Origin of the sequence: Paenibacillus sp. 32352, from assembly GCF_002042965.1 — a bacterium.
GTDB classification, from domain to species: Bacteria; Bacillota; Bacilli; order Paenibacillales; family NBRC-103111; genus Paenibacillus_S; species Paenibacillus_S vulneris.
This window is the reverse complement of the sequence record NZ_MZNT01000022.1, coordinates 71,334-89,615: the sequence shown is the minus strand read 5'-3', so window position 1 is coordinate 89,615 and position 18,282 is coordinate 71,334. Positions and strand designations below refer to the sequence as shown.

The 18,282-nt window shown below is 51.0% G+C and carries 13 protein-coding genes and 1 riboswitch; of the genes, 2 read left to right on the top strand and 11 right to left on the bottom strand.

Translation table 11 applies throughout. The annotated features are described in order from the left end of the window. Nucleotides 1–199: 199 nt before the first annotated feature. From B1728_RS34160 to B1728_RS34140, 5 genes are all read right to left on the bottom strand, one after another. Nucleotides 200–1,252, bottom strand: coding sequence for an ABC transporter substrate-binding protein (locus B1728_RS34160; RefSeq protein WP_079914889.1), 1,053 nt, complete (start codon nucleotides 1,250–1,252; stop codon nucleotides 200–202). A gap of 21 nt (nucleotides 1,253–1,273) precedes the next feature. Continuing rightward, the gene (locus B1728_RS34155; RefSeq protein WP_079914888.1) at nucleotides 1,274–2,101 is read right to left on the bottom strand and encodes an ABC transporter ATP-binding protein; all 828 of its coding nucleotides are present in this window, start codon (nucleotides 2,099–2,101) and stop codon (nucleotides 1,274–1,276) included. Continuing rightward, nucleotides 2,077–2,838, bottom strand: coding sequence for an ABC transporter permease (locus B1728_RS34150; protein ID WP_079914887.1), 762 nt, complete (start codon nucleotides 2,836–2,838; stop codon nucleotides 2,077–2,079). The genes B1728_RS34155 and B1728_RS34150 overlap by 25 nt, the downstream gene beginning before the upstream one ends. Before the next feature lie 375 nt (nucleotides 2,839–3,213). Beyond that, a complete protein-coding gene (locus B1728_RS34145; protein WP_079914886.1) occupies nucleotides 3,214–4,674 on the bottom strand; it encodes a sulfatase family protein in 1,461 nt (486 codons plus the stop codon). Nucleotides 4,675–5,038: 364 nt separating this feature from the next. Next, entirely contained in the window at nucleotides 5,039–5,749 is a 711-nt protein-coding gene (locus B1728_RS34140; RefSeq protein ID WP_079914885.1) for an AAA family ATPase, read from the bottom strand. A gap of 491 nt (nucleotides 5,750–6,240) precedes the next feature. Here B1728_RS34140 and B1728_RS34135 point away from each other — a divergent pair, with 491 nt between their 5' ends. Next, nucleotides 6,241–6,618 carry a MerR family transcriptional regulator gene (locus B1728_RS34135; protein ID WP_079914884.1) on the top strand — a complete coding sequence of 126 codons (378 nt, stop codon included), beginning with the start codon at nucleotides 6,241–6,243 and terminating at the stop codon, nucleotides 6,616–6,618. A 273-nt stretch (nucleotides 6,619–6,891) separates the two neighbouring features. Beyond that, complete coding sequence (locus tag B1728_RS34130) at nucleotides 6,892–7,635, top strand: SDR family oxidoreductase (RefSeq protein WP_079914883.1); 744 nt, start codon at nucleotides 6,892–6,894, stop codon at nucleotides 7,633–7,635. 130 nt (nucleotides 7,636–7,765) lie between these two features. Here the strand turns inward: B1728_RS34130 and B1728_RS34125 are convergent, their stop codons facing one another. From B1728_RS34125 to B1728_RS34100, 6 genes are all read right to left on the bottom strand, one after another. After that, nucleotides 7,766–8,938 carry a KamA family radical SAM protein gene (locus B1728_RS34125; protein WP_079914882.1) on the bottom strand — a complete coding sequence of 391 codons (1,173 nt, stop codon included), beginning with the start codon at nucleotides 8,936–8,938 and terminating at the stop codon, nucleotides 7,766–7,768. 346 nt (nucleotides 8,939–9,284) lie between these two features. After that, a riboswitch (cyclic di-AMP (ydaO/yuaA leader) is annotated at nucleotides 9,285–9,422 on the bottom strand. Between the two features lie 151 nt (nucleotides 9,423–9,573). After that, entirely contained in the window at nucleotides 9,574–11,313 is a 1,740-nt protein-coding gene (locus B1728_RS34120) for a hypothetical protein (RefSeq protein ID WP_079914881.1), read from the bottom strand. 23 nt (nucleotides 11,314–11,336) lie between these two features. Continuing rightward, a complete protein-coding gene (locus B1728_RS34115; protein ID WP_079914880.1) occupies nucleotides 11,337–12,662 on the bottom strand; it encodes an efflux RND transporter periplasmic adaptor subunit in 1,326 nt (441 codons plus the stop codon). Between the two features lie 76 nt (nucleotides 12,663–12,738). After that, nucleotides 12,739–15,852: an efflux RND transporter permease subunit gene (locus B1728_RS34110; protein WP_079914879.1), complete on the bottom strand. Its 3,114-nt coding sequence runs from the start codon at nucleotides 15,850–15,852 to the stop codon at nucleotides 12,739–12,741. A 305-nt stretch (nucleotides 15,853–16,157) separates the two neighbouring features. After that, nucleotides 16,158–17,528 (bottom strand): HAMP domain-containing sensor histidine kinase, encoded by a 1,371-nt coding sequence (locus B1728_RS34105; protein ID WP_079914878.1) that lies wholly within the window; start codon nucleotides 17,526–17,528, stop codon nucleotides 16,158–16,160. Further along, nucleotides 17,525–18,202: a response regulator transcription factor gene (locus B1728_RS34100; RefSeq protein ID WP_079914877.1), complete on the bottom strand. Its 678-nt coding sequence runs from the start codon at nucleotides 18,200–18,202 to the stop codon at nucleotides 17,525–17,527. Before B1728_RS34100 ends, B1728_RS34105 begins: the two co-directional genes overlap by 4 nt. Nucleotides 18,203–18,282: the final 80 nt, after the last annotated feature.

The window sequence follows — 18,282 nt, the reverse complement described above, 5'->3', positions numbered from 1 at the left end:
TTGGCTAATGGTAGGCGCTTGCCAGCCCCCATTCCGGACTTTCACCGTAGAGATGACGCCCATGCTGGGCGTACATAGCAAGAAGGAGGGGAACTTTCCCCTCCTTTTTTTGACATGATGGAATTTCGTGCCCTACGCAAAGCACCTGAATCTGCTCGAAGCCAAGGTCCCGCTTTGTGGGGTTATTTTACGTTCAATCCTACTGTCCTACGGCTTTAAGAAACGGATTCGCCATCAGGAACTTGTCGGCTGGTGTAACTTCCTTCAAATTGCCGTTCTGCACGAACAGCTTCTCCAGGTTTTCATACCATTTTTTTGCGGTCCCGTCCTTGAATGCATCCGCAACACGTTTGTTATCGAGCCACTCCAATGCATCGAGCTGCATTCTCAAAGATTCCTCCGGCACTTGCGTATAAGCCGCCGTCATTTTTACCGCTTCGTCTTTATTTTTGAGCTTGTAATCGGTGGTTTTGGCAATCGCTTTCAGAAAGCTCTCGACCATTTCGGGCTTCTCCTGCAAAAACTTCGGATTCACAACCCAGCTTGCCGGGAAAATATAATCCGGGAAGAAGTCGCTGTTATCCCCGAGCTTCACCATATTTTCCTTGCCTACCTGCTTCTCGATTTCCAGCGTGTAGGGAGACCAGATGGCAACGGCATCCACTTTGCCTGCAACATAGGCAGATACGGCTCCCGCTACATCCATGTTGACGATATTGACGTCGCTAGGCTTAAGACCGCCTCTTTCCAGTCCCAAATTCAGCACCATTTCGCCGGATGTACCTTTGGGGACACCGATCGTTTTGCCCTTCAAGTCCTTCCATTCCTTGATGCCGGACTTTTTGGTCGCGAATACCATATCGCTCTTGCCGAGGCTCACGATATCGATGATATGCCCTTTGCCCTGCGCTGCAAGGAAGGTGGCACCGGGTCCGATGTAGGCGATATCAATATCGCCTGAAGCCATGGCCTGAAATTCCGGAGGTCCGCTCAAAAATTTGACTGCATTAACGTTAATGCCCGCTTCCTTGAAGAAGCCCTTCTCCTCCCCGATCACGATAGGCGTAGCACCGTTCATATCCGGCATATAAGCCACGTTGATGGTAGGCGTCTTCCCGGTTGGCTTATTAGGCTCAGGGGCCTGAGCCGGGGACGTACCGCCTCCGCCGCCGCCCGAAGAGCAAGCGCCGAGCAGTAGCGTCAAACCGAGAATAGCAGACAGAACAGGAATGGATTTCCGTTTCAAAAGCATTGGAATCTCTCCTTTATAAGGTTATTTTGCCACTTCCAGATATTCGCGATACACCTTGGACCAAATCTCGTTCTTGATCTGAACAAAACGTTCATCGAGCTTTGTCGCTTGATCTCTCGGATAAGGAATGTCCACATCGATAATTTCCTTGATTCGGCCCGGACGCGCGCTCATAATAATGACCTTCTGAGCGAGAATGACGGCTTCCTCGACGTCGTGAGTGATGAAGAAGCAGGTCTTTTTCTCCGTCTGCCATGTTTTGAGCAGCTCCTCCTGCAGCTGTGCTCTCGTCTGCGCGTCCAGAGCGCCGAACGGTTCATCCATCAGCAGTACTTCCGGCTGCACCGCGTATGCCCGGGCAATAGCGACCCGCTGCTTCATTCCGCCGGACAGCTCCTTCGGATAAGCGTGGGCAAAATCCTTCAAGCCGACGATTTCCAAATATTTTTCAGCCGTTTCTCTCCGTTCCTGCTTGTTAAGGCCGCGAAGCTTCAAGCCGAACTCGACATTTTTCAGAACCGTCTTCCAAGGGAATAACGCATACTGCTGGAACACGACGCCGCGTTCCTTGCCCGGTCCCTTGACTTCCACGCCGTCTACCTTAACCGAGCCGGATGTAGCATCCTCCAGGCCGGCGATAATATTGAGCAGGGTCGTTTTGCCGCAGCCGCTCGGGCCTACTACACAAACGAATTCATTTTGACCAATGGTTAAATCGGTGTTTTGCAGCGCCGTAACATCCCCCGTTCTCCCTTTATATACTTTCGACAGCTGGCTTATTTCGATTTTGGGCGGCACCGACGCTGCTCCATTGCTTTGCTTTTCTAGGTGTTGCGTACTTCCTGCCATCCGGTTAGCCTCCTCTCTAAAAAGAGCACCAATTTATCCATCGCCAAGCCGATAATGCCAATGACAATGATGCCTAAAATTACGACTTCCATGCGGAAGTACAAGCTCGCCTCCATAATCATGTTGCCCAGCCCCTTGTTCGCTCCCGTTAACTCGGCAGCTACCAGCGTTGTCCAGGCGGCGGCGAGACCGAGCCGGACACCGACCAATATATAAGGAAACGAGGCTGGCACGATGACCTCAAAGAAAATGTCCTTATCTCTCGCTCCCAATACCCGGGAGGCCCGAATTAAGGTCGGATCGACGTTGCGCACGCCCTGAAAAATCGAAATGACCATAACCAGAAAGGTCGATACGAAAATAACGGTGACTTTGGCGGACTCGCCGACGCCCTGGGCCACGATAACCAATGGAATCAAGGCAATGGGAGGAATGGTACGGAAAAATTGGATCCATGGCTCCACGACCGAGCGAACGACACCGTACCAGCCCATCAGGAAGGCTACGGGAATCGCTACGATAAGACCGAGCGAGAAGCCGCCAAGCACCCGGAACAGGCTGGCTCCCACGTTCGTCCACATTCTTCCGCTGGCCGCTTCGGACACGAAGGTCTCGATGACTACGGTCGGATTGGTAATGATGGCGCCTATGGCCGGTATCGCCGACAGCAGATACCATACGGCTATCCCCACTACGATGGAGATGACGGTAAGCATCCAGTGCGGTAATTTTTTCATGATGTGACCTCCTAAGAGCTTTGGGAAAGATCTAGCTTTCTTCGACAACTCAAGTCTGTTGAAAAACCTATGGGGCTAGAACTATTGCCAATATACTCCGGTGGGATATGCCCCTCCGGCCAGGCTTCCGAAGCTGGCTTTGCTTCGCAAAGCCCCCAGCTGTTGAAACCCGTGAATAGTGATTAGATTTAGCGGTATTTTCACGGGTTTCAAAGGCGGACGTGAACTCCTTCAAGGCATACCCCACCTACATATGTAGCAATGTTCACACAAAACAAGGTTTTTCAACAACCTGAAGCTTTCTTCGAAGCCCAGTTTCATTAATCAAAAGCTTAAAGCTTTCAACGGAAAGCTCTGCTGTGTTATTTAAAAGTCCTAGCCGTCGTAAGCCGGCTGAATGGCTTCCCTGCAGTAAGTGGTGCGCAGCTCATTAGCCGCCTCGCGCCAGCCCTTCTGGTCCAGTCTTCGTACCCAATCGTCGACGGTCAAGTATTTCCATGGGCCGGTCTCGATGACTTTTTGAAGCGGATCGGCCTTATAGCCCGGCTTGCGGGCCTGCTCGTGCTGCCACTGGGACAAGCGATGATCCATCTCCTTAACGATCTCGGGATACTGCTCCGCTACATTCTTAGTTTGGTTAGGGTCATTCACCATGTCGTACAAGGTGACTTCCTCAAAATGAAGATACAGGCCAGGATGGTAGGTGCGGATAAAGTACCAGCGATCATCGCGCACGGCTCTTTGACAAACATACAGCGCATGATCCATCACCAGGTAGTCTCGGCCCTGCCAATGCTCTCCCTGGAGTGCAGGGAGAAAGGACTTGCCGTCCCAGCCGGAAGGCACCTTCAGACCGACCATATCGGCAATTGTTGCGATGACATCCACATTGTAGACAAACCCGTCAATCGCCTTGCCAGGGTTCGTCATGCCGGGAGCCTTGATGATCAGCGGCAGATGGTGCACCGCTTCGGTAGCGCTTGCATGTTCGATGTAAATCCCCTGCTCACCCATCGATTCGCCGTGATCGGCACTTATAATGAAGCATACCTCATCTTCGATGCCTAATTCGCGCAGCGTATCCAATAGCTGCCCGACATGCTTATCCATATAGCTGATCCCGCCGTCATAGCCGTCTACGGCATGCTTGAAATCGCTGCGGTTCGCGATTTGGCCGGGCATGGTTGCCGGGTATTTGTCCCCCCAGTGCAGGAACGGAGCCGACCGCGGGAAGCTGTGCTGCTGCTGGGAAGCTATCGTGGCTTCATCAGGAAAATCTTTAACCGGGGCATCCTTCCACTGTTCCATATATTCGATGGGATAGGTATAGAACGTATGCGGATCCCAGTACTGAATGTGCAGGAAGTAGTTGTCTTCCTTCCCGAACTGCTTCAGCCATGGAATGACGGACGCATTGACTTCATCGGCATTCTCATTGCCTTCCTTAAGCGAATGGGTATGCACTTCGTTCCAGCCGGCAAAATACCACCAGGCATGGTGACGGTCTCCGAAGGAGGAGAACGTAACCGTTTTCATTCCTGCTTCACGCAAATACCGGGTAAAGAACGGAATTTCCCTGCTGTGCCCGTCCCCTTCGGGATATTGGAACTCCCCTCCCGGTCCCCAATGGGTTAAAGCCCCATGATGGATCCCGAAGCGTCCGGATATGAAGCTGGCCCGTGAAGGAACGCAAGGAGAAGAGGCACAGTAGCAGCTGTTAAACCTTACCCCTTCCGACGCGATTTTATCGATATTAGGGGTCGTATTCCGATGATAGCCGTAACAGCCCATATGATCCGGTCTAAGCGAATCGATATCCAAATAGATGATTCTCATGAATGCGCTTACCTCCTGTCTATGTTTCGTTCGTGAGATACTGTTATTATAGGGGAGGGAAGCCGCTCTCAAAAGGTTGAACTATTTTCAACCTTTTTTATGCATAACAAATAAGCTAACCGCGGTGTCCGAACGGTTAGCTTATAAAACCAGCGCTGCCCACAGCCATATGCTGTGGGCAGCGATCTATGTTAAGGGGGGTCGATTTTTATAGTAAAGCACAATTATTAAAAGAACCTGAACGTAAGATTATGTTAACATTAAATTTCCAACCTGTAGGTCCCCTTTTTCCGCCATTGAATGATAGCTGCCTGCTATTGGGAAGGAATAGAGCCCCTTCCTTGTTCATAATGAGCACAGCACACTACTCGCTAAACAGCTCGCCCAGCACCGCCTTTCTGTTCTCCAAAAATCGTCGGGTGACGATATAATGCAGCGTCTCTTCATAGCGGATCGGCGCTACCGGAGTATGATCAAAATTCAATATTTGAGCATCCGGGTAGCCCAGTAAAATCGGAGAGTGTGTCGCTACGATGAATTGCGCCTCCTTCTCCAAATCCTTCATGATCCGCAGGAGCGCCAACTGCCGGGCGGGCGACAACGCGGCCTCAGGCTCATCCAGCAGATAGATAGCCCGTTTGCCGAAGCGGTGCCGGAATAGTGACAGGAATGCCTCTCCATGGGACTGCGCGTGCAGCGAGCGGCCGCCATAATACTTCAAGCTTTCCGGCATCTGGTCAATATGGCTTGCGAACTGGTAGAACGTCTCCGCCCGCAAGAAAAAACCGTTCGTTATCTTAGGCATCCAGGATAACCGGATATAATTGCCCAGGGAGGAGTCAGACGCATCGACCTCATAAACATTATTCCTCCCTCCTCCTGCGGTATTAAACCCGCATTGGTAAGCGATAGCCTCCAGCATCGTGGATTTGCCGGAGCCGTTCTCCCCGACAAAGAAGGTGACGTTGCCCTGGAAAGCAATCGACTTCGCTCCACGCAAGGCTGGGATACAAAATGGATAGGCCGCTTCATTCGGGAACTTCCCTTTCATGATTTCAACACTTCTCAGAAACAAGAGATAATCCTCCTCCCATCATCTATGCTCAATCGAACAAGAACGTATGTTCCATATTATACCGCAGCTATGTTCATTTGGAAAGAAGCATCCGGGCTAATGTGTAGTCGGCATACCCTATATCTGAGTGGCCATTCCTTGTTCACGATCACAGAAAGTCTAGTTTAGATCCGAAATTGAGCGGTCCTGTCAGAGAATATGAATAGAAAATCGCTCCTGGAGGCCTCTTCCAATTTAAAGGCTCAAGTTCTTGTCCTTTGTCCAGAACAAAAGGCCATTTTCAAATTGATCGGGCATAATCAATATCTTTCCTCTCAGTAAACAATGTCTTGAATTCGTCTTAATCTTTACAGTAAACTCTAGATCAAGAGGCTATTGAACCCCGCTATTACATTAGGGTTATCCCTTAATAATCAATTATTCAAGCCACTAATATGGATATGAACGACGGAAAAAATTAGAGTTTACTTTAATAACAGGAGGAGAAAGAAATGTCCACGATTAAAGAAATTTCGAAGGAAACCGGAATTTCCCCCTATACTCTTCGTTATTATGAACGGGAAGGTATCCTGCCGCACGTCAAGCGAGATTCGAGTGGCAATCGATCGTATGACGAAGAGAGTATGGAATGGTTAAACTTTATTTTGGCTCTGCGGGCGACGGGCATGCCGCTTGCCGAAATCAAGCGATATGTGGATTTGTACCAAGAAGGCGAGAGCACGCTTAAGATACGTAAACAAATGATGCTTAAGCATAAGGAAAAAGTGGAAAAGGACCTCTCGGAAACAATTAAATATTTGGAGCAAATCAATTACAAGCTGGCGTTATACGATCTGCAGGAAAAAGGATTAACCAAGATGCTGCCCTAGATCGATCGTTTTGCAATATTTCTCTCTAAGTGGAGCGCGTTCACTGGTTGGTGGGCGCGCTTTTTTGGGTATATCGATTAGAGTAAACTATAAATACTTTTGTCTTATTCTTTTCCATATCACTCCACTTTGTGTGAATAACCACGGAATTATAGGTTTTTTTGCCTGCACAAATGATTTATTAGCCAGGGCTTGACTTATAGTAAACTCTAATTGATAACCTAGAATCAAGCCAGCGACGAATGGCTAATAAATGAACAAAGGGGAAGTAACATGAATACAAAAGTAGCAATCATCACAGGCGCAAGCAGCGGAATGGGGGCGGCTACGGCCAAGCTTCTCGCTCAACACGACATTAAAGTCATGCTTGCCGCTCGCCGGGAAGAGCGATTGCAGCAGCTGCAGGAAGAAATCCGCAATGCTGGAGGCGAAGCCAGCTACAAGGTGACTGACGTCACTTCGCGTGCCGACGTTGAAGCATTGGCGGATGAAACCATTCAAACCTATGGACAAATCGACATCTTGATTAATAATGCCGGGATCATGCCGCTCTCGTTCTTCAGGAATTTAAAGGTCGATGAATGGGAACGAATGATTGATGTGAACATTAAAGGTGTCCTCTATGGGATGGCAGCAGTGTACAAACATATGGAAGAACGCAATGAGGGACATATTATTAATTTCTCCTCCATTGCAGGGCACATCCTCTTCCCGTCGAGCTCTATTTATAGTGCTACCAAGCATGCCGTTCGGGTGTTAACGGAAGGCATGCGAACCGAACTGGAGGCCAAACAAAATATTCGGACGACCCTCATTTCCCCTGGGGCAGTAGAAACCGAGCTGTATGATACCATTACGGATAACTCGATTTATCCCGCGCTCGAGAAATTGGGAAGTCAGGAATGGAACCAACTTGACCCTAACGACATTGCCAAAACGATATTGTTTGCAATCCAGCAGCCGACTAACGTGACGATTAACGAGTTGATTGTCCGCCCCACATCGCAAAGCTTATAAAACGGTACCTCCCAACTTCCATTAGTGGTGAAGTTGGGAGGCGATTTCATTACTACATAATTTTTAATTACGTGAAACAAAAAAAGGCATCCATGGCAGGATGCCTTCCTTCTACGTTTCCCCCTATAAATCAACTGCTCAAGCTTCTCCCCCGCGGCATGTCGGGAAGCTCATTTACAGAGACAATAGCCTCTGATTTTTTCTTGGGCCGCTTCCAATACTGCTCGTTTCCGGGCAAATCATCGAACCAGGCTGCATCCTTGGGGCAGTCCATTATCATGAATTTGCCGTATTGATCCTCGCGGGACTGATGATATTTTAAATAAGCCTTGCCGTTCTCTATCGCCAAAATCTCGATTTTTCCGGACGTGTGGCTCATGGATAACCGGATTCTTTTTCCCAAGCCGGAGGTTCTTGCTTTAGCCTGCTCGACAATCCGGTACACTTCCTGCAGCGAGAGGACAAAATCGCGATTCCCGGCAACGGGACGATTAATAAAGAAATAATAAGGAGTCACGCCTGCCCACGAGAGCTTGTCAAGCAGCTCGGCCAAGACGGCCGGGTTATCATTGATTCCTTTAAGAATCGGCGTTTGATTGACGACGATAGCGCCCGCCTGATGCAGCGCCTCGAAGCCCCGCTTGGCTTCAGGTGTGATCTCGCGAGGATGGTTAATATGAGCCATAACATAAATGCGCTTGTCGGCTGTGGAATATTGGCGAATGGTATCCAGCAACGCCTCATCCTCATAAATTCGCATCGGATTAAACACGGGGATTTTGGAGCCCAGCCGTATAATTTGCACATGCTCGATGGCTCTTAGCCGTTCCAGGATAGAGGCAAGCTTAGGCGTAGCAAGAATCAAGCTGTCGCCGCCCGTTAGCAGCACATTGTTGATTTCGGGGTGGGCGGCGATATAGTCCAGGCCCGGATTGACGTCGGACAGCGCTTCCTTGACATCGTTACGAAACAACCGTTTGCGGAAGCAGTACCGGCAATAGGCACCGCACACCTCCGATACGATGAGCAGCGCCGTCGTCTTATACTTATGCTGGCACCCGGGGACCACATAATTCGTATCCTCGTCGGATGCATCCCAGCGGCCGTATTCGGACAATTCCCCTTCATTCGGAATGACCAGCTTTTTGATAGGATCGCTCGGGTCGCTCCAGTCTATCAGCTTCAGGTAATAATCGTTCACGCGAAACACGAACTTATCCGTTATTTGCTGCAGTTTCTTTCTATCCTGCTCCGGGATTTCCGTGATTTTGTTAATATCGGTAATATATTTCGGTTGCGGCATGGGGGATCCTCCTTGAATTGACAGATTGTTTAGGCTGCAGTGAACCTGCTTTCCTGCGGGCTTGGCTTCCTCCTTACTCTTTACCCTGTACTAACTGAATGTCTGGCAGCATCCCTCCCTCGCTCTTAATATGAAAATTGTTTTTACCATAATGAGTAAAATTTTATAATTATTGGTTTCGATAACAACAAAAAGACCCGAGCAGCAACAGGGCCCTTGTACTTTAGACTGCTTGCATACAGTCCGGTACAACGCCGACTATCGCTCTATTCGGGTCCATTCAGCCAAAATAAAAAGACCCGAAACCACGGGTCAATGAATGCAATACAGCATGCATAAAAATTCAATTTGACCCATCCACTGCTGACGAGGTTAGCTGCCGGGCTCGGGAAAGATGGTTCCCTACATGCAAATCATGATTCGCCCCAAAAAGTGGTTCCCCCGCTTTCCGATGAATAAACCGGAAATTAAGCGTATTCTTATCATACACTACGGCTAGGGTTGAGTCAAATTGTATCAGGATAATTTTGGGATCCCAACGGTTTCATTGCTCTCCCAGTACAATATCCCACGGGATACATTGCCCTAATGAAAAGAGGCAGCCCCGGCGATCGGGACTACCTCTAATGTACCGTTTAGTTCAACGTCTTCAAAAACCGCTTGGCCTGGCCGCCCGGCGTTTCGAATAACTCATACACATTGACCGATATCGGGAATTCGAACTGCTCGCTCTGAATATTATTCGTTACAATATTTTGAATGCCGCTGACCAGCCTCTGCGCTCCGGTAAAGCTTCCATCCGCCGTTCCCAGCACACGGCCCAGCTTGTCGACGACCTCAAAATGCAGCTTGGAGAAATTGGAATCGACCACCACATTTTCCGCCTGCTTGATCTCCAGCTCCAGCTTCATTTTATAGGAGTATGAGCTGTTGGTAGCCAGGTAGTTCGTGCCTACCGTGGAATTAACCAGCCTGATGTCAAAAGGATACAGCTGCATCGTATCGGAATCCGTTTCCTTCTGCAGCGCCGTTTGTACGGAAGCGACAGCGACTTTGTACGGAGCCGCCGTCTGGCTGTCGAGCAGCCTCAAGACAAGCCCCTCTCCCGCTTCGGATTGCGGCACGTTAAACGCATAGCTTACGACATAGCTCAGCCCCGGATTCATTGAAGCGGATACCTCCGTCTGGCGAACACCGGAATAGGCTGCACCGCCGCTGCCCACAAGCTCCGCATCAAAGGCGGGTGTCGGTATCGGCTTATCGCTTGTGCTGGTAAGGATAAACTTACCGACCGCCGTTTTGTAGCCTTCTCCCGGATTCTGGGTCATATGAAGCTCCATCAGCGACACCTGCGTATGATCCAGAATTTTGGAGAGAGGATCTACCGCGATCGGCGTCCCCATAGCATAAGCCGATGACACAGCGGAACCGGCTTGATTCCCGTAAGGCAGCGAGACGGCCACTCTGCCGATGTCGATAGCGACTCCCGCTTTCCCGCTTGTTCCGGAAGCTTGAGAGCCGCTTGCCTGAGAGCTTGCAGGCAGGAACAGGTCGGTTGTCATCACGAGCAGCCGGGCCGGATTCACATTGCTTTCGAGCGGAATCGCAAAATGAATATATTGCTTCGCCCCGGGCTCCAGCCCGACCGCATCCTTTTCCGTCCTTACGCCGGTGTACGTCTTCTCTGCACGCGCATCGATTCGAAAATCTGGAATCGTTTCCCGCCCTCCGGCTGGATTCTCAGCCAAAAGCGTAACGACCGCTACGGGCCCTTTCTCCGTATTCTGTCTCTCATAACCGACCGGCGTATAGGTCAGGTCGGAGTTGATTCCAGGGATAGAGAAGGCTGTTCCCCACGCTAGTTCCTTGCCGGGAAGCGCGCTCCCGGTTGACGGGTACCATACTTCCGAGCCAAGCGGAAGACTCAGTAAGACGGTCTCCGCCTTAGGATAAGCATAAGGATCGACCTTCACAAAGGACAGTCCGGCAAGCTTCATTGAAGCCTTGCTGTCCACCGTGCTCATGTAGACCAGCTCGCCAATCTCCATAGGCTTGAGCGCCTTCTTGTTATCCGAGCTGGCATCCAGCGTGTATTCGACGCCATCCTGCGTCTGTACCCGAAGCTCGTAATCCGGTATGCGCTGCTTCGCGGAGGCTCCGTTATACAGCCGCACGGTAACGGCAATACGGCTGCCGTCCGGCGTAGACTCTACGGAGACGCTTTTTACAGCAGCCTGGATCGCCTCCGTCAAATGGTTGCTTACCGCCTCCTCGGCAGATGCGGCAGAAGCCGCAGGAAGCTGGATGCCTCCCTGCATGAGGAGTGCTGTTCCCAGCACGACAGACGCCAGCGTCTTTTTCCATCGTTTGCTCATATGTCATGACCCTCGCTTTCTGATTATTTCGCCTTCTGCTGCTCTTGAGGAGCCGCTCCTGAAGGGGCAGGCGTTGCCTGGGTTGCAGCTTCGACTTTTTGCCCGTCCTTAAGCTGATGCTGTCCGGTCGTGACGAGCTTTTCGCCTTCCTTCACGCCTTCCAGCACTTCCTGATACGAGCCGTTGATTCTGCCGAGCTTTATTTGGCGCTTCTGGTACGTATCTCCTTGAAGGACGAACACATAGGTTCCGCCCTCTTCGCGGATGATGCTCAGCGTCGGCACAACAACGACCTTCTCTTCATCCTCTGTCGTCAATTGAACCATGACGCGCGTTCCCGGGGTGATGCGATGGTCCGGATTCGGTACCTCAAGCTCCAGCGTGTACGTTTTTGTCTGGGCGCTCATCACCGGAGCCAAGTAACTGATCTTGGCCTTCCCTTTATGATCAGGGTCGTTCGGACTGTAGAACACAAGCTCTTGTTTATTTTTGACAAGCTGCATATTCGTCTCGCTCAACTCGGTCTTAATCTTAACCGGATCGATTTGGAGCACCTGTCCCAGCTTGGAGGCCGAATTGACGGTTTGGCCCGTTTCCGGCGTGAAATCCGTCAAAATGCCGCTGACCGGAGCCTTGACATTGTAATTGTCCAGCGAGCGGATCGAATCCTCCAGAGCCAGCTGATTGGTTTCGGCCTGCGTTTCAACAGAAGCAATCGTATTGTTATTATCGTTGGCGGCAAGCTTATTCTTGGCTGAATCCAGGGCCATTCGCGCATTATCTACCTGCTGCTGCGCCTGCTCCAGCTGATGGTCCGTCGCATTGCCGGAATCGTAATCATTACGCATCTTGTTATAATCCTGCTCGGCATTTTTCAGAGCGACCTCCGCCTTCTGCACCGCATCCGCCAAATCCTTCCGATTATTGACCTGATCGTCCTTGGCCTTTTGCAGAGATTCCTGGGAGCTCCTTACCGCGAGCTCGTTTTTCCGCTTGACGGATTCCGCATCCCTGCTGTCGATTCGGAACAGCACATCGCCCTTCTCCACGTAATCGCCGCGTTTTTTCAGCACCTCGATCACTTCGCCGCTGGCTTTGCTCACGATATCAATAGCCGTTGCGGCGGAAATATCCGCAACCTGCTCGGTCGGGCTGGCTATCCGCTGCTTCGTGATCGCCTCGGTCTTCACCGCTCTGACCTTAAGCTGCGCTTCCGCCATTCCCTTAGGTCCCCCGGGAGCCGAACAGCCGGCGGCCATTGCCGCCACAACTGCAGCCAATGTCATTACAGCCAGCACGCGTATAGGGCGAATCTTTGATTTTCTACTGCCCGCACTGATCCTTTTCATTGCTTTGCCTCCTCCATGCTTTTGCAAATCTCTATCTGATCTATAAGAATCACGCTTTTTGGATTTCTCAGAAGACCTATCCTTCCAGAGTCCCCTCATGGTTCATCGGAGGGTTCCCTTTATGGATTTTCCTCGAAATATACGCCTTAACTTCCTCTATAAGCTCATAAACGATCGGAACGACAATCAGCGTAAGAATCGTCGATGTCGTCAGACCGCCGATAACAACGACCCCGAGGCCCTTGCCGATCAGGGCTCCTTCTCCGGACAGCCCCATTGCCAGCGGGATCAGTGCCATAATCGTGGCACCCGCCGTCATGATAATCGGCCGGAAACGAACCTTACCCGCTTCAATCAAGGCATGGCGCACCGTATAGCCTTCCTCGCGCAGCTGCTGGGCGCGGTCGATCAATACGATGGCGTTCGTCACGACGATCCCGATAAGCATCATAAAGCCGATCATGGAGGTGACATTGAGAGCCTGTCGGGTTATGACCAGCCCGATCAGACCGCCGATTGCGGCCAACGGAAGCGAGAATAAGATGGCGAAAGGCGCTGCGGCATTCCCGAAGGCAAGGACCATAACCAGATAGACCATAAAGACGGCAACAGCCATTGCCATGAATAACTGCGTGAAGCTTTCGTTAATGTCCTCATTGACCCCTCTGACTTCCGGGGTTACGCCGTCAGGAAGCTCAACCGAGCGCAATGCCGCTGATACCTTGGCGCTGACTGCATTTTTGTTTTCCGCCTTAATCTTAGCGGTTACTCTTACGAGCTGCTTCTGATCATCGCGCCCTAAGGAAACGGCGCCCGGTACAAGGTTGATCTTGGCTACCTCTTTCAAATAGACGACAGACCCGTTCGTTCCGGTTAACGGAATATTGCCGAGCTTCTCGAGCGAGTTTTTATCGGATTTATCCATGGAGATCGTAGTCGTGTAAGTCACTCCGTCCAGCTTTAAGTCGCCGAGCCTTTGCTTCTGTATCCAGTTGCTCGCCGTTTCACGGACCGTAGCCGCCGTCAGGCCGAAGGCGCGGGCTTTCTTCTGGTCGACGGCAATTTCAACCTCTGTTTTCCCGTCGCTCAGGCTATCCTCAATCTCGCTTAGCTCCTCGAACTCCTGCAGCTTGGCTTTGACGATAGCTGCCGCCTGCTCCAGCCGATCCTGGTCCTCCCCTTTCAGGTTATAGGAGAAGTCGGTGCTGGAGACGCCGTTACCGCCGCCCACGCCCCGTGGCTGCACTTCCGAGCCTGCAGGAAGCTCAGAAAGAATAAACTGCTTTACCTGCTGCATCACTTTGTCGGGATCCACATGCTCGTTCACCTCGACGTAGATTTGGGAAGCATACGTCACCCGGTCGGTGCCGCTGCCGTTATATCCAGCCAAGCCTTCTACGTAGGTGAACAACGGATTCCCCTGGCTGTCCTTCTCATCCATCAGCAGTTGCTCAAGCTCCTGTGTCTTCGCATTCGTAGCCTCGAACGCCGTTTCATTAGGCAGCTTCAACACGAAATACATCGTCCGGGAAGGCTTGCCGTCCGGAAGGAAGGAGACCCCCAGAGCCGGAATCGTTGCAGCCAGGGTGACGATGAATAGCACCGCAGCCATTAACAGCGATTTGATCCGGTGCTTCAAGGACCAATGCAAAATATTCTCATAGGTTTGCATAAACTTGCCTTGCGGTGCTTCCTCATGGGAATGACCCTTACCGATCTTGCTTCTCAATACCAGCAGCTTGGCCAGCATCGGGATGACGGTCAGGGCTACCAGCAAGGAGGACAGCAGAGCACAGGCAAGCGTGATCGCAAACGGACGGAAAAATCCGCCGACCACCCCGCTGACCATCCCGATCGGAGCGAAGACACCGACTGTAGCCAGCGTCGACGATGTGATGGCCATCGATACTTGCTTGGTCGCAAGCATTATCACGGATTCATTTCGTTTCTGCGCTTTTTCCAGGGAGGTGTATATGTTCTCGATAACAACGATCGAGTCGTCCACAACCCGTCCGACGGCTATGAACATCCCGCCGAGCGTCATCGTATTGAGTGTTAAACCAAGCTGCCACATCAGCAGAAGAGTGGTAAGAATGGACAGCGGAATCGACACAAGCACGATTAGCGTCATCCGCACATTGCGCAGGAACAGCAAAATCATGAACGAAGCAAGCAGCGCTCCGACCACGCCTTCACGAAGCATGCCGTTGATCGATTCTCTGATTTCATCTGCGCTATCATAGGTTGTTTTGAAAACCGCGTTAGGTATGGTTGTCTTCCATTGTTCCTTCAGCTTCTCAACGGAATCGGAGAAATCAACCGCGTTGGCATTTCCTGTTTTGTACAAAATCATGGAAATGGCCGGTTTGCCGTTGAAGCGCCCGACAAAATCCGACTCGGTGATCGATTTCACCTTGGCGACCCGGTCCAGCGTAATGATGTTACCCTTGCCGCCTGTAATTTCAATTTGCTCGATATCGTACACACTCTTAATATCGCCTGTAACCCGAGCGCTTTTATCGTTGCCGCTTACTTCCACGGTACCGATCGGGCTTTTGGTCACAGCTGCCCGTATAGCCGAGGTGACTTGGTTCGGAGTCAGGCTGTAGGCGTTCATGGCATCGGCATCCAATTCGATATCCAGACTGGTATCCCGAACCCCGATGGAATCCAGGTGGTCGATGCCTTTGATCGATTCCAAATCCGGCTTGATCGTATCTTCATAGAGCTTATCCAGCTCGGTCTGACTCATTCCATTCTCCGCATTGGCTACCAAATAAATGGAAGGCATCGATGCCGCACCAAAGGTCGACGCCTTCGGCGTGCCTGCTGAATCCGGAAGCATGACTTCCTGCAGCAGACTCTCGATATCCTGTTTCTTTTTATCGGTGTCCACGTTCTGCTTGAACTGGAGCAAAATTCTGGCGTTATTCTCGCTCGAGGTCGATCTCATCGAATCCAGATCCTCGATATTGGCCAGCTTTTTCTCCAGAGGCTCGGTCACCTGCTCCATAACGTCCTTCGGCGAACCCGTGTAGGTTGCGCTTACCATGACGATAGGGAACGATACATTCGGCATGTTCTCTACCTTGAGCTTGCTTGTCGCAAAAACGCCGCTTCCGAACAAGAGAATCATGATGATGAACAAGGCCGATACATTTTTCATGGAAAACTGGGTTAATCGGTTCATTTCAGCACTCCCCTCGGTCCTTTCCTGGTTTCTTATTTCTATTTTTTTGCGTACGAATTCTAGCATAATATGGCAATATGAACTCAATATGAATTAACTCAAAATATCCCCACAAAGTGGGGCCTTGGCTTCGAAGCCCATTCAGGTACTTTGCGGGGAGCCCCGAAATTTATAAACCCTATAATGTTAAAAAAAGCACGTACTGCCCTTTTTTGAAAAAAATAAAAGGCCGTCCGTTGGGACGACCTGTACTTTTTTACCCGTCAAAGCCTCGAATAACCTCTATCGGAATAGGCGGTAATAACCTAAGAGAAGGCCTTCTTCTTCATCACGCCGGGCAGCATTACTTTAAATACAGAACCTTTGCCCGGCTTGCTGTCTACAGTAATTGCACCTTGATGCAGCTCAACGATCTTCCTGACGATCGATAAGCCCAGTCCGTTGCCGCCTACTTCCCTCTGCCTGGCCCGATCGGCCTTATAGAACCGGTCAAAAATATGATGGATTTCTCCCTGCGATATGCCGATTCCCGAATCGTGCACCGTCACCTGCACCCGATCGACCAGCAGCTCCAGCTTCACCTTGATTTTGCCGCCTTGCGGTGTAAATTTGATCGCATTGCTGAGCAGGTTGATCCATACCTGACTGAGCTGATCCTCGTCCGCAATCAGCATGACGGGGGGAAGAGCCAGCTCCATCTGCAGCTGCTTGGCGCTCCAGATCGGCTCCTGTGATACGATGATCCGGCGAATTTGCTCGTCAAGACGATAAGCTATGGGGTGAAACGGATGATGCTCCGATTCCAGGGACGCCAGGCTGAGCAGATTGTCACTTAACCGGGACAGCCGTTCCGATTCCTTCATAATGATCTCCAAATATTGATTGCGCTCCTCTTCGGGCAGCTCGGTATAGCGAATGAGCTTGGAGAACCCGGCGATCGACGTTAACGGCGACTGAATCTCGTGGGACACGCTGGAGACAAAATCCTGTCGCATCAGCTCAAGCTGCTTCAGCTCTCCAGCCATATGGCTGAAGCTTCGGGCCAAGTCGCCGACTTCGTCCTTGCGGTCCAGCCAGCTGAAGGTAATGTCGAAATCCCCTTTGGATATACGCTGAGTAGCCTGTGTCAGCAATTTCAGGGGTTTTACCAAATAACGCGCTGCAATAAGCACACATACGCTTCCTATAATTAAAGTAACGGCGAGCACGGTAATCAGAATGAATCTGAAATTGTCCTCTGTATTTCGCACGACCGGACGAACGAAGATCGCATAGCTATTGCCGTTAATTTTAAACGGATAGCCTACGTACTGCTCGGAGGGCTCCCCGGATTGTCTGGCAGCCTGACCGTTCAATACTTGCTGCACCACTGATTCCGGCAGGCTTACCCGGTCCTGTCGGGTACCGAACTCGCTCTTATTCAGCTTCGAATCATATAGCGTGACGAAGTACCTCTTGGCCCAGTGAAGGTTATGTAAATAAGCCTCCATATCCGTGCCCCTCATTTCCTGGAAAATAGCGACCATATCCTCCGACGCATTGTATAAATCCTTCTGCATTTCCGATTCGAACAGGTCTCTAAACCAGTAATTCGATGCGTAAAAAGCGATGCATAATCCCAGGATGACCGACACAATGAAGGTCAGTGCGACTCGAACATAAAGGGACCGGATCATATGGTAAGCTCCAGTTTGTAACCTAATCCGCGCACCGTCACAATCGAAAAGTCGGAAGCCTCATCAGCAAACCGTTCCCTAAGTCTCCTGATGTGAACGTCCACCGTACGCTCTTCCCCTTCATAATCCATCCCCCAGATTTGATCCAGCAGCTGCTGCCTTGTAAACACCCGGTTCGGCTGACCCGCCAGCGTGAACAGCAGCTCGAACTCCTTCAGGGGCAGGGTCTGCCTTTTGCCGTGCCGGTTCACCTCGAGATTTTTGCGGTTCAATTCGGTCTCTCCGATCACCATGACTTGGGAGGTGTTTATCCGGTACCGCTTCATCAGCGCTTTGACCCGCATGGCGAGCTCCATCGGATCAAACGGTTTGACCACATAATCGTCGGTACCGAGCTGGAAGCCCTTCACCTTATGGGCGGGCTCGCTCTTGGCCGTGACCATCAGCAGCGGCAGATCGGGATACCGGCTTCGTATTTCCCTGCACAGCTCCCATCCGTCCATCAAGGGCATCATAATATCAAGAATGACCAGATCGACTCTTGTCCTCTCCAGCAGCTCAAGCGCCTCCAGGCCGTTGCCGCTGTCCAGCAGCTGCATCTCTTCGTTGCGCAGAGCCACCTTGATCAGCTGTCTAATAAAAGGATCATCATCCACAATTAACACTTTAGTCATCATCGTTCCCTCTTTCATGGATACACAGGACTGAAGCGCTTCGACTTTCTATATTCAATGACACCCCGCTTCTTAAATTC

Coding starts and splice junctions, on each gene's coding strand:
- B1728_RS34160 (WP_079914889.1), bottom strand. CDS start 1,252: ATGCTTTTGAAACGGAAATCCATTCCTGTTCTGTCTGCTATTCTCGGT.
- B1728_RS34110 (WP_079914879.1), bottom strand. CDS start 15,852: ATGAACCGATTAACCCAGTTTTCCATGAAAAATGTATCGGCCTTGTTC.
- B1728_RS34115 (WP_079914880.1), bottom strand. CDS start 12,662: ATGAAAAGGATCAGTGCGGGCAGTAGAAAATCAAAGATTCGCCCTATA.
- B1728_RS34130 (WP_079914883.1), top strand. CDS start 6,892: ATGAATACAAAAGTAGCAATCATCACAGGCGCAAGCAGCGGAATGGGG.
- B1728_RS34135 (WP_079914884.1), top strand. CDS start 6,241: ATGTCCACGATTAAAGAAATTTCGAAGGAAACCGGAATTTCCCCCTAT.
- B1728_RS34105 (WP_079914878.1), bottom strand. CDS start 17,528: ATGATCCGGTCCCTTTATGTTCGAGTCGCACTGACCTTCATTGTGTCG.
- B1728_RS34155 (WP_079914888.1), bottom strand. CDS start 2,101: ATGGCAGGAAGTACGCAACACCTAGAAAAGCAAAGCAATGGAGCAGCG.
- B1728_RS34125 (WP_079914882.1), bottom strand. CDS start 8,938: ATGCCGCAACCGAAATATATTACCGATATTAACAAAATCACGGAAATC.
- B1728_RS34120 (WP_079914881.1), bottom strand. CDS start 11,313: ATGAGCAAACGATGGAAAAAGACGCTGGCGTCTGTCGTGCTGGGAACA.
- B1728_RS34145 (WP_079914886.1), bottom strand. CDS start 4,674: ATGAGAATCATCTATTTGGATATCGATTCGCTTAGACCGGATCATATG.
- B1728_RS34100 (WP_079914877.1), bottom strand. CDS start 18,202: ATGACTAAAGTGTTAATTGTGGATGATGATCCTTTTATTAGACAGCTG.
- B1728_RS34150 (WP_079914887.1), bottom strand. CDS start 2,838: ATGAAAAAATTACCGCACTGGATGCTTACCGTCATCTCCATCGTAGTG.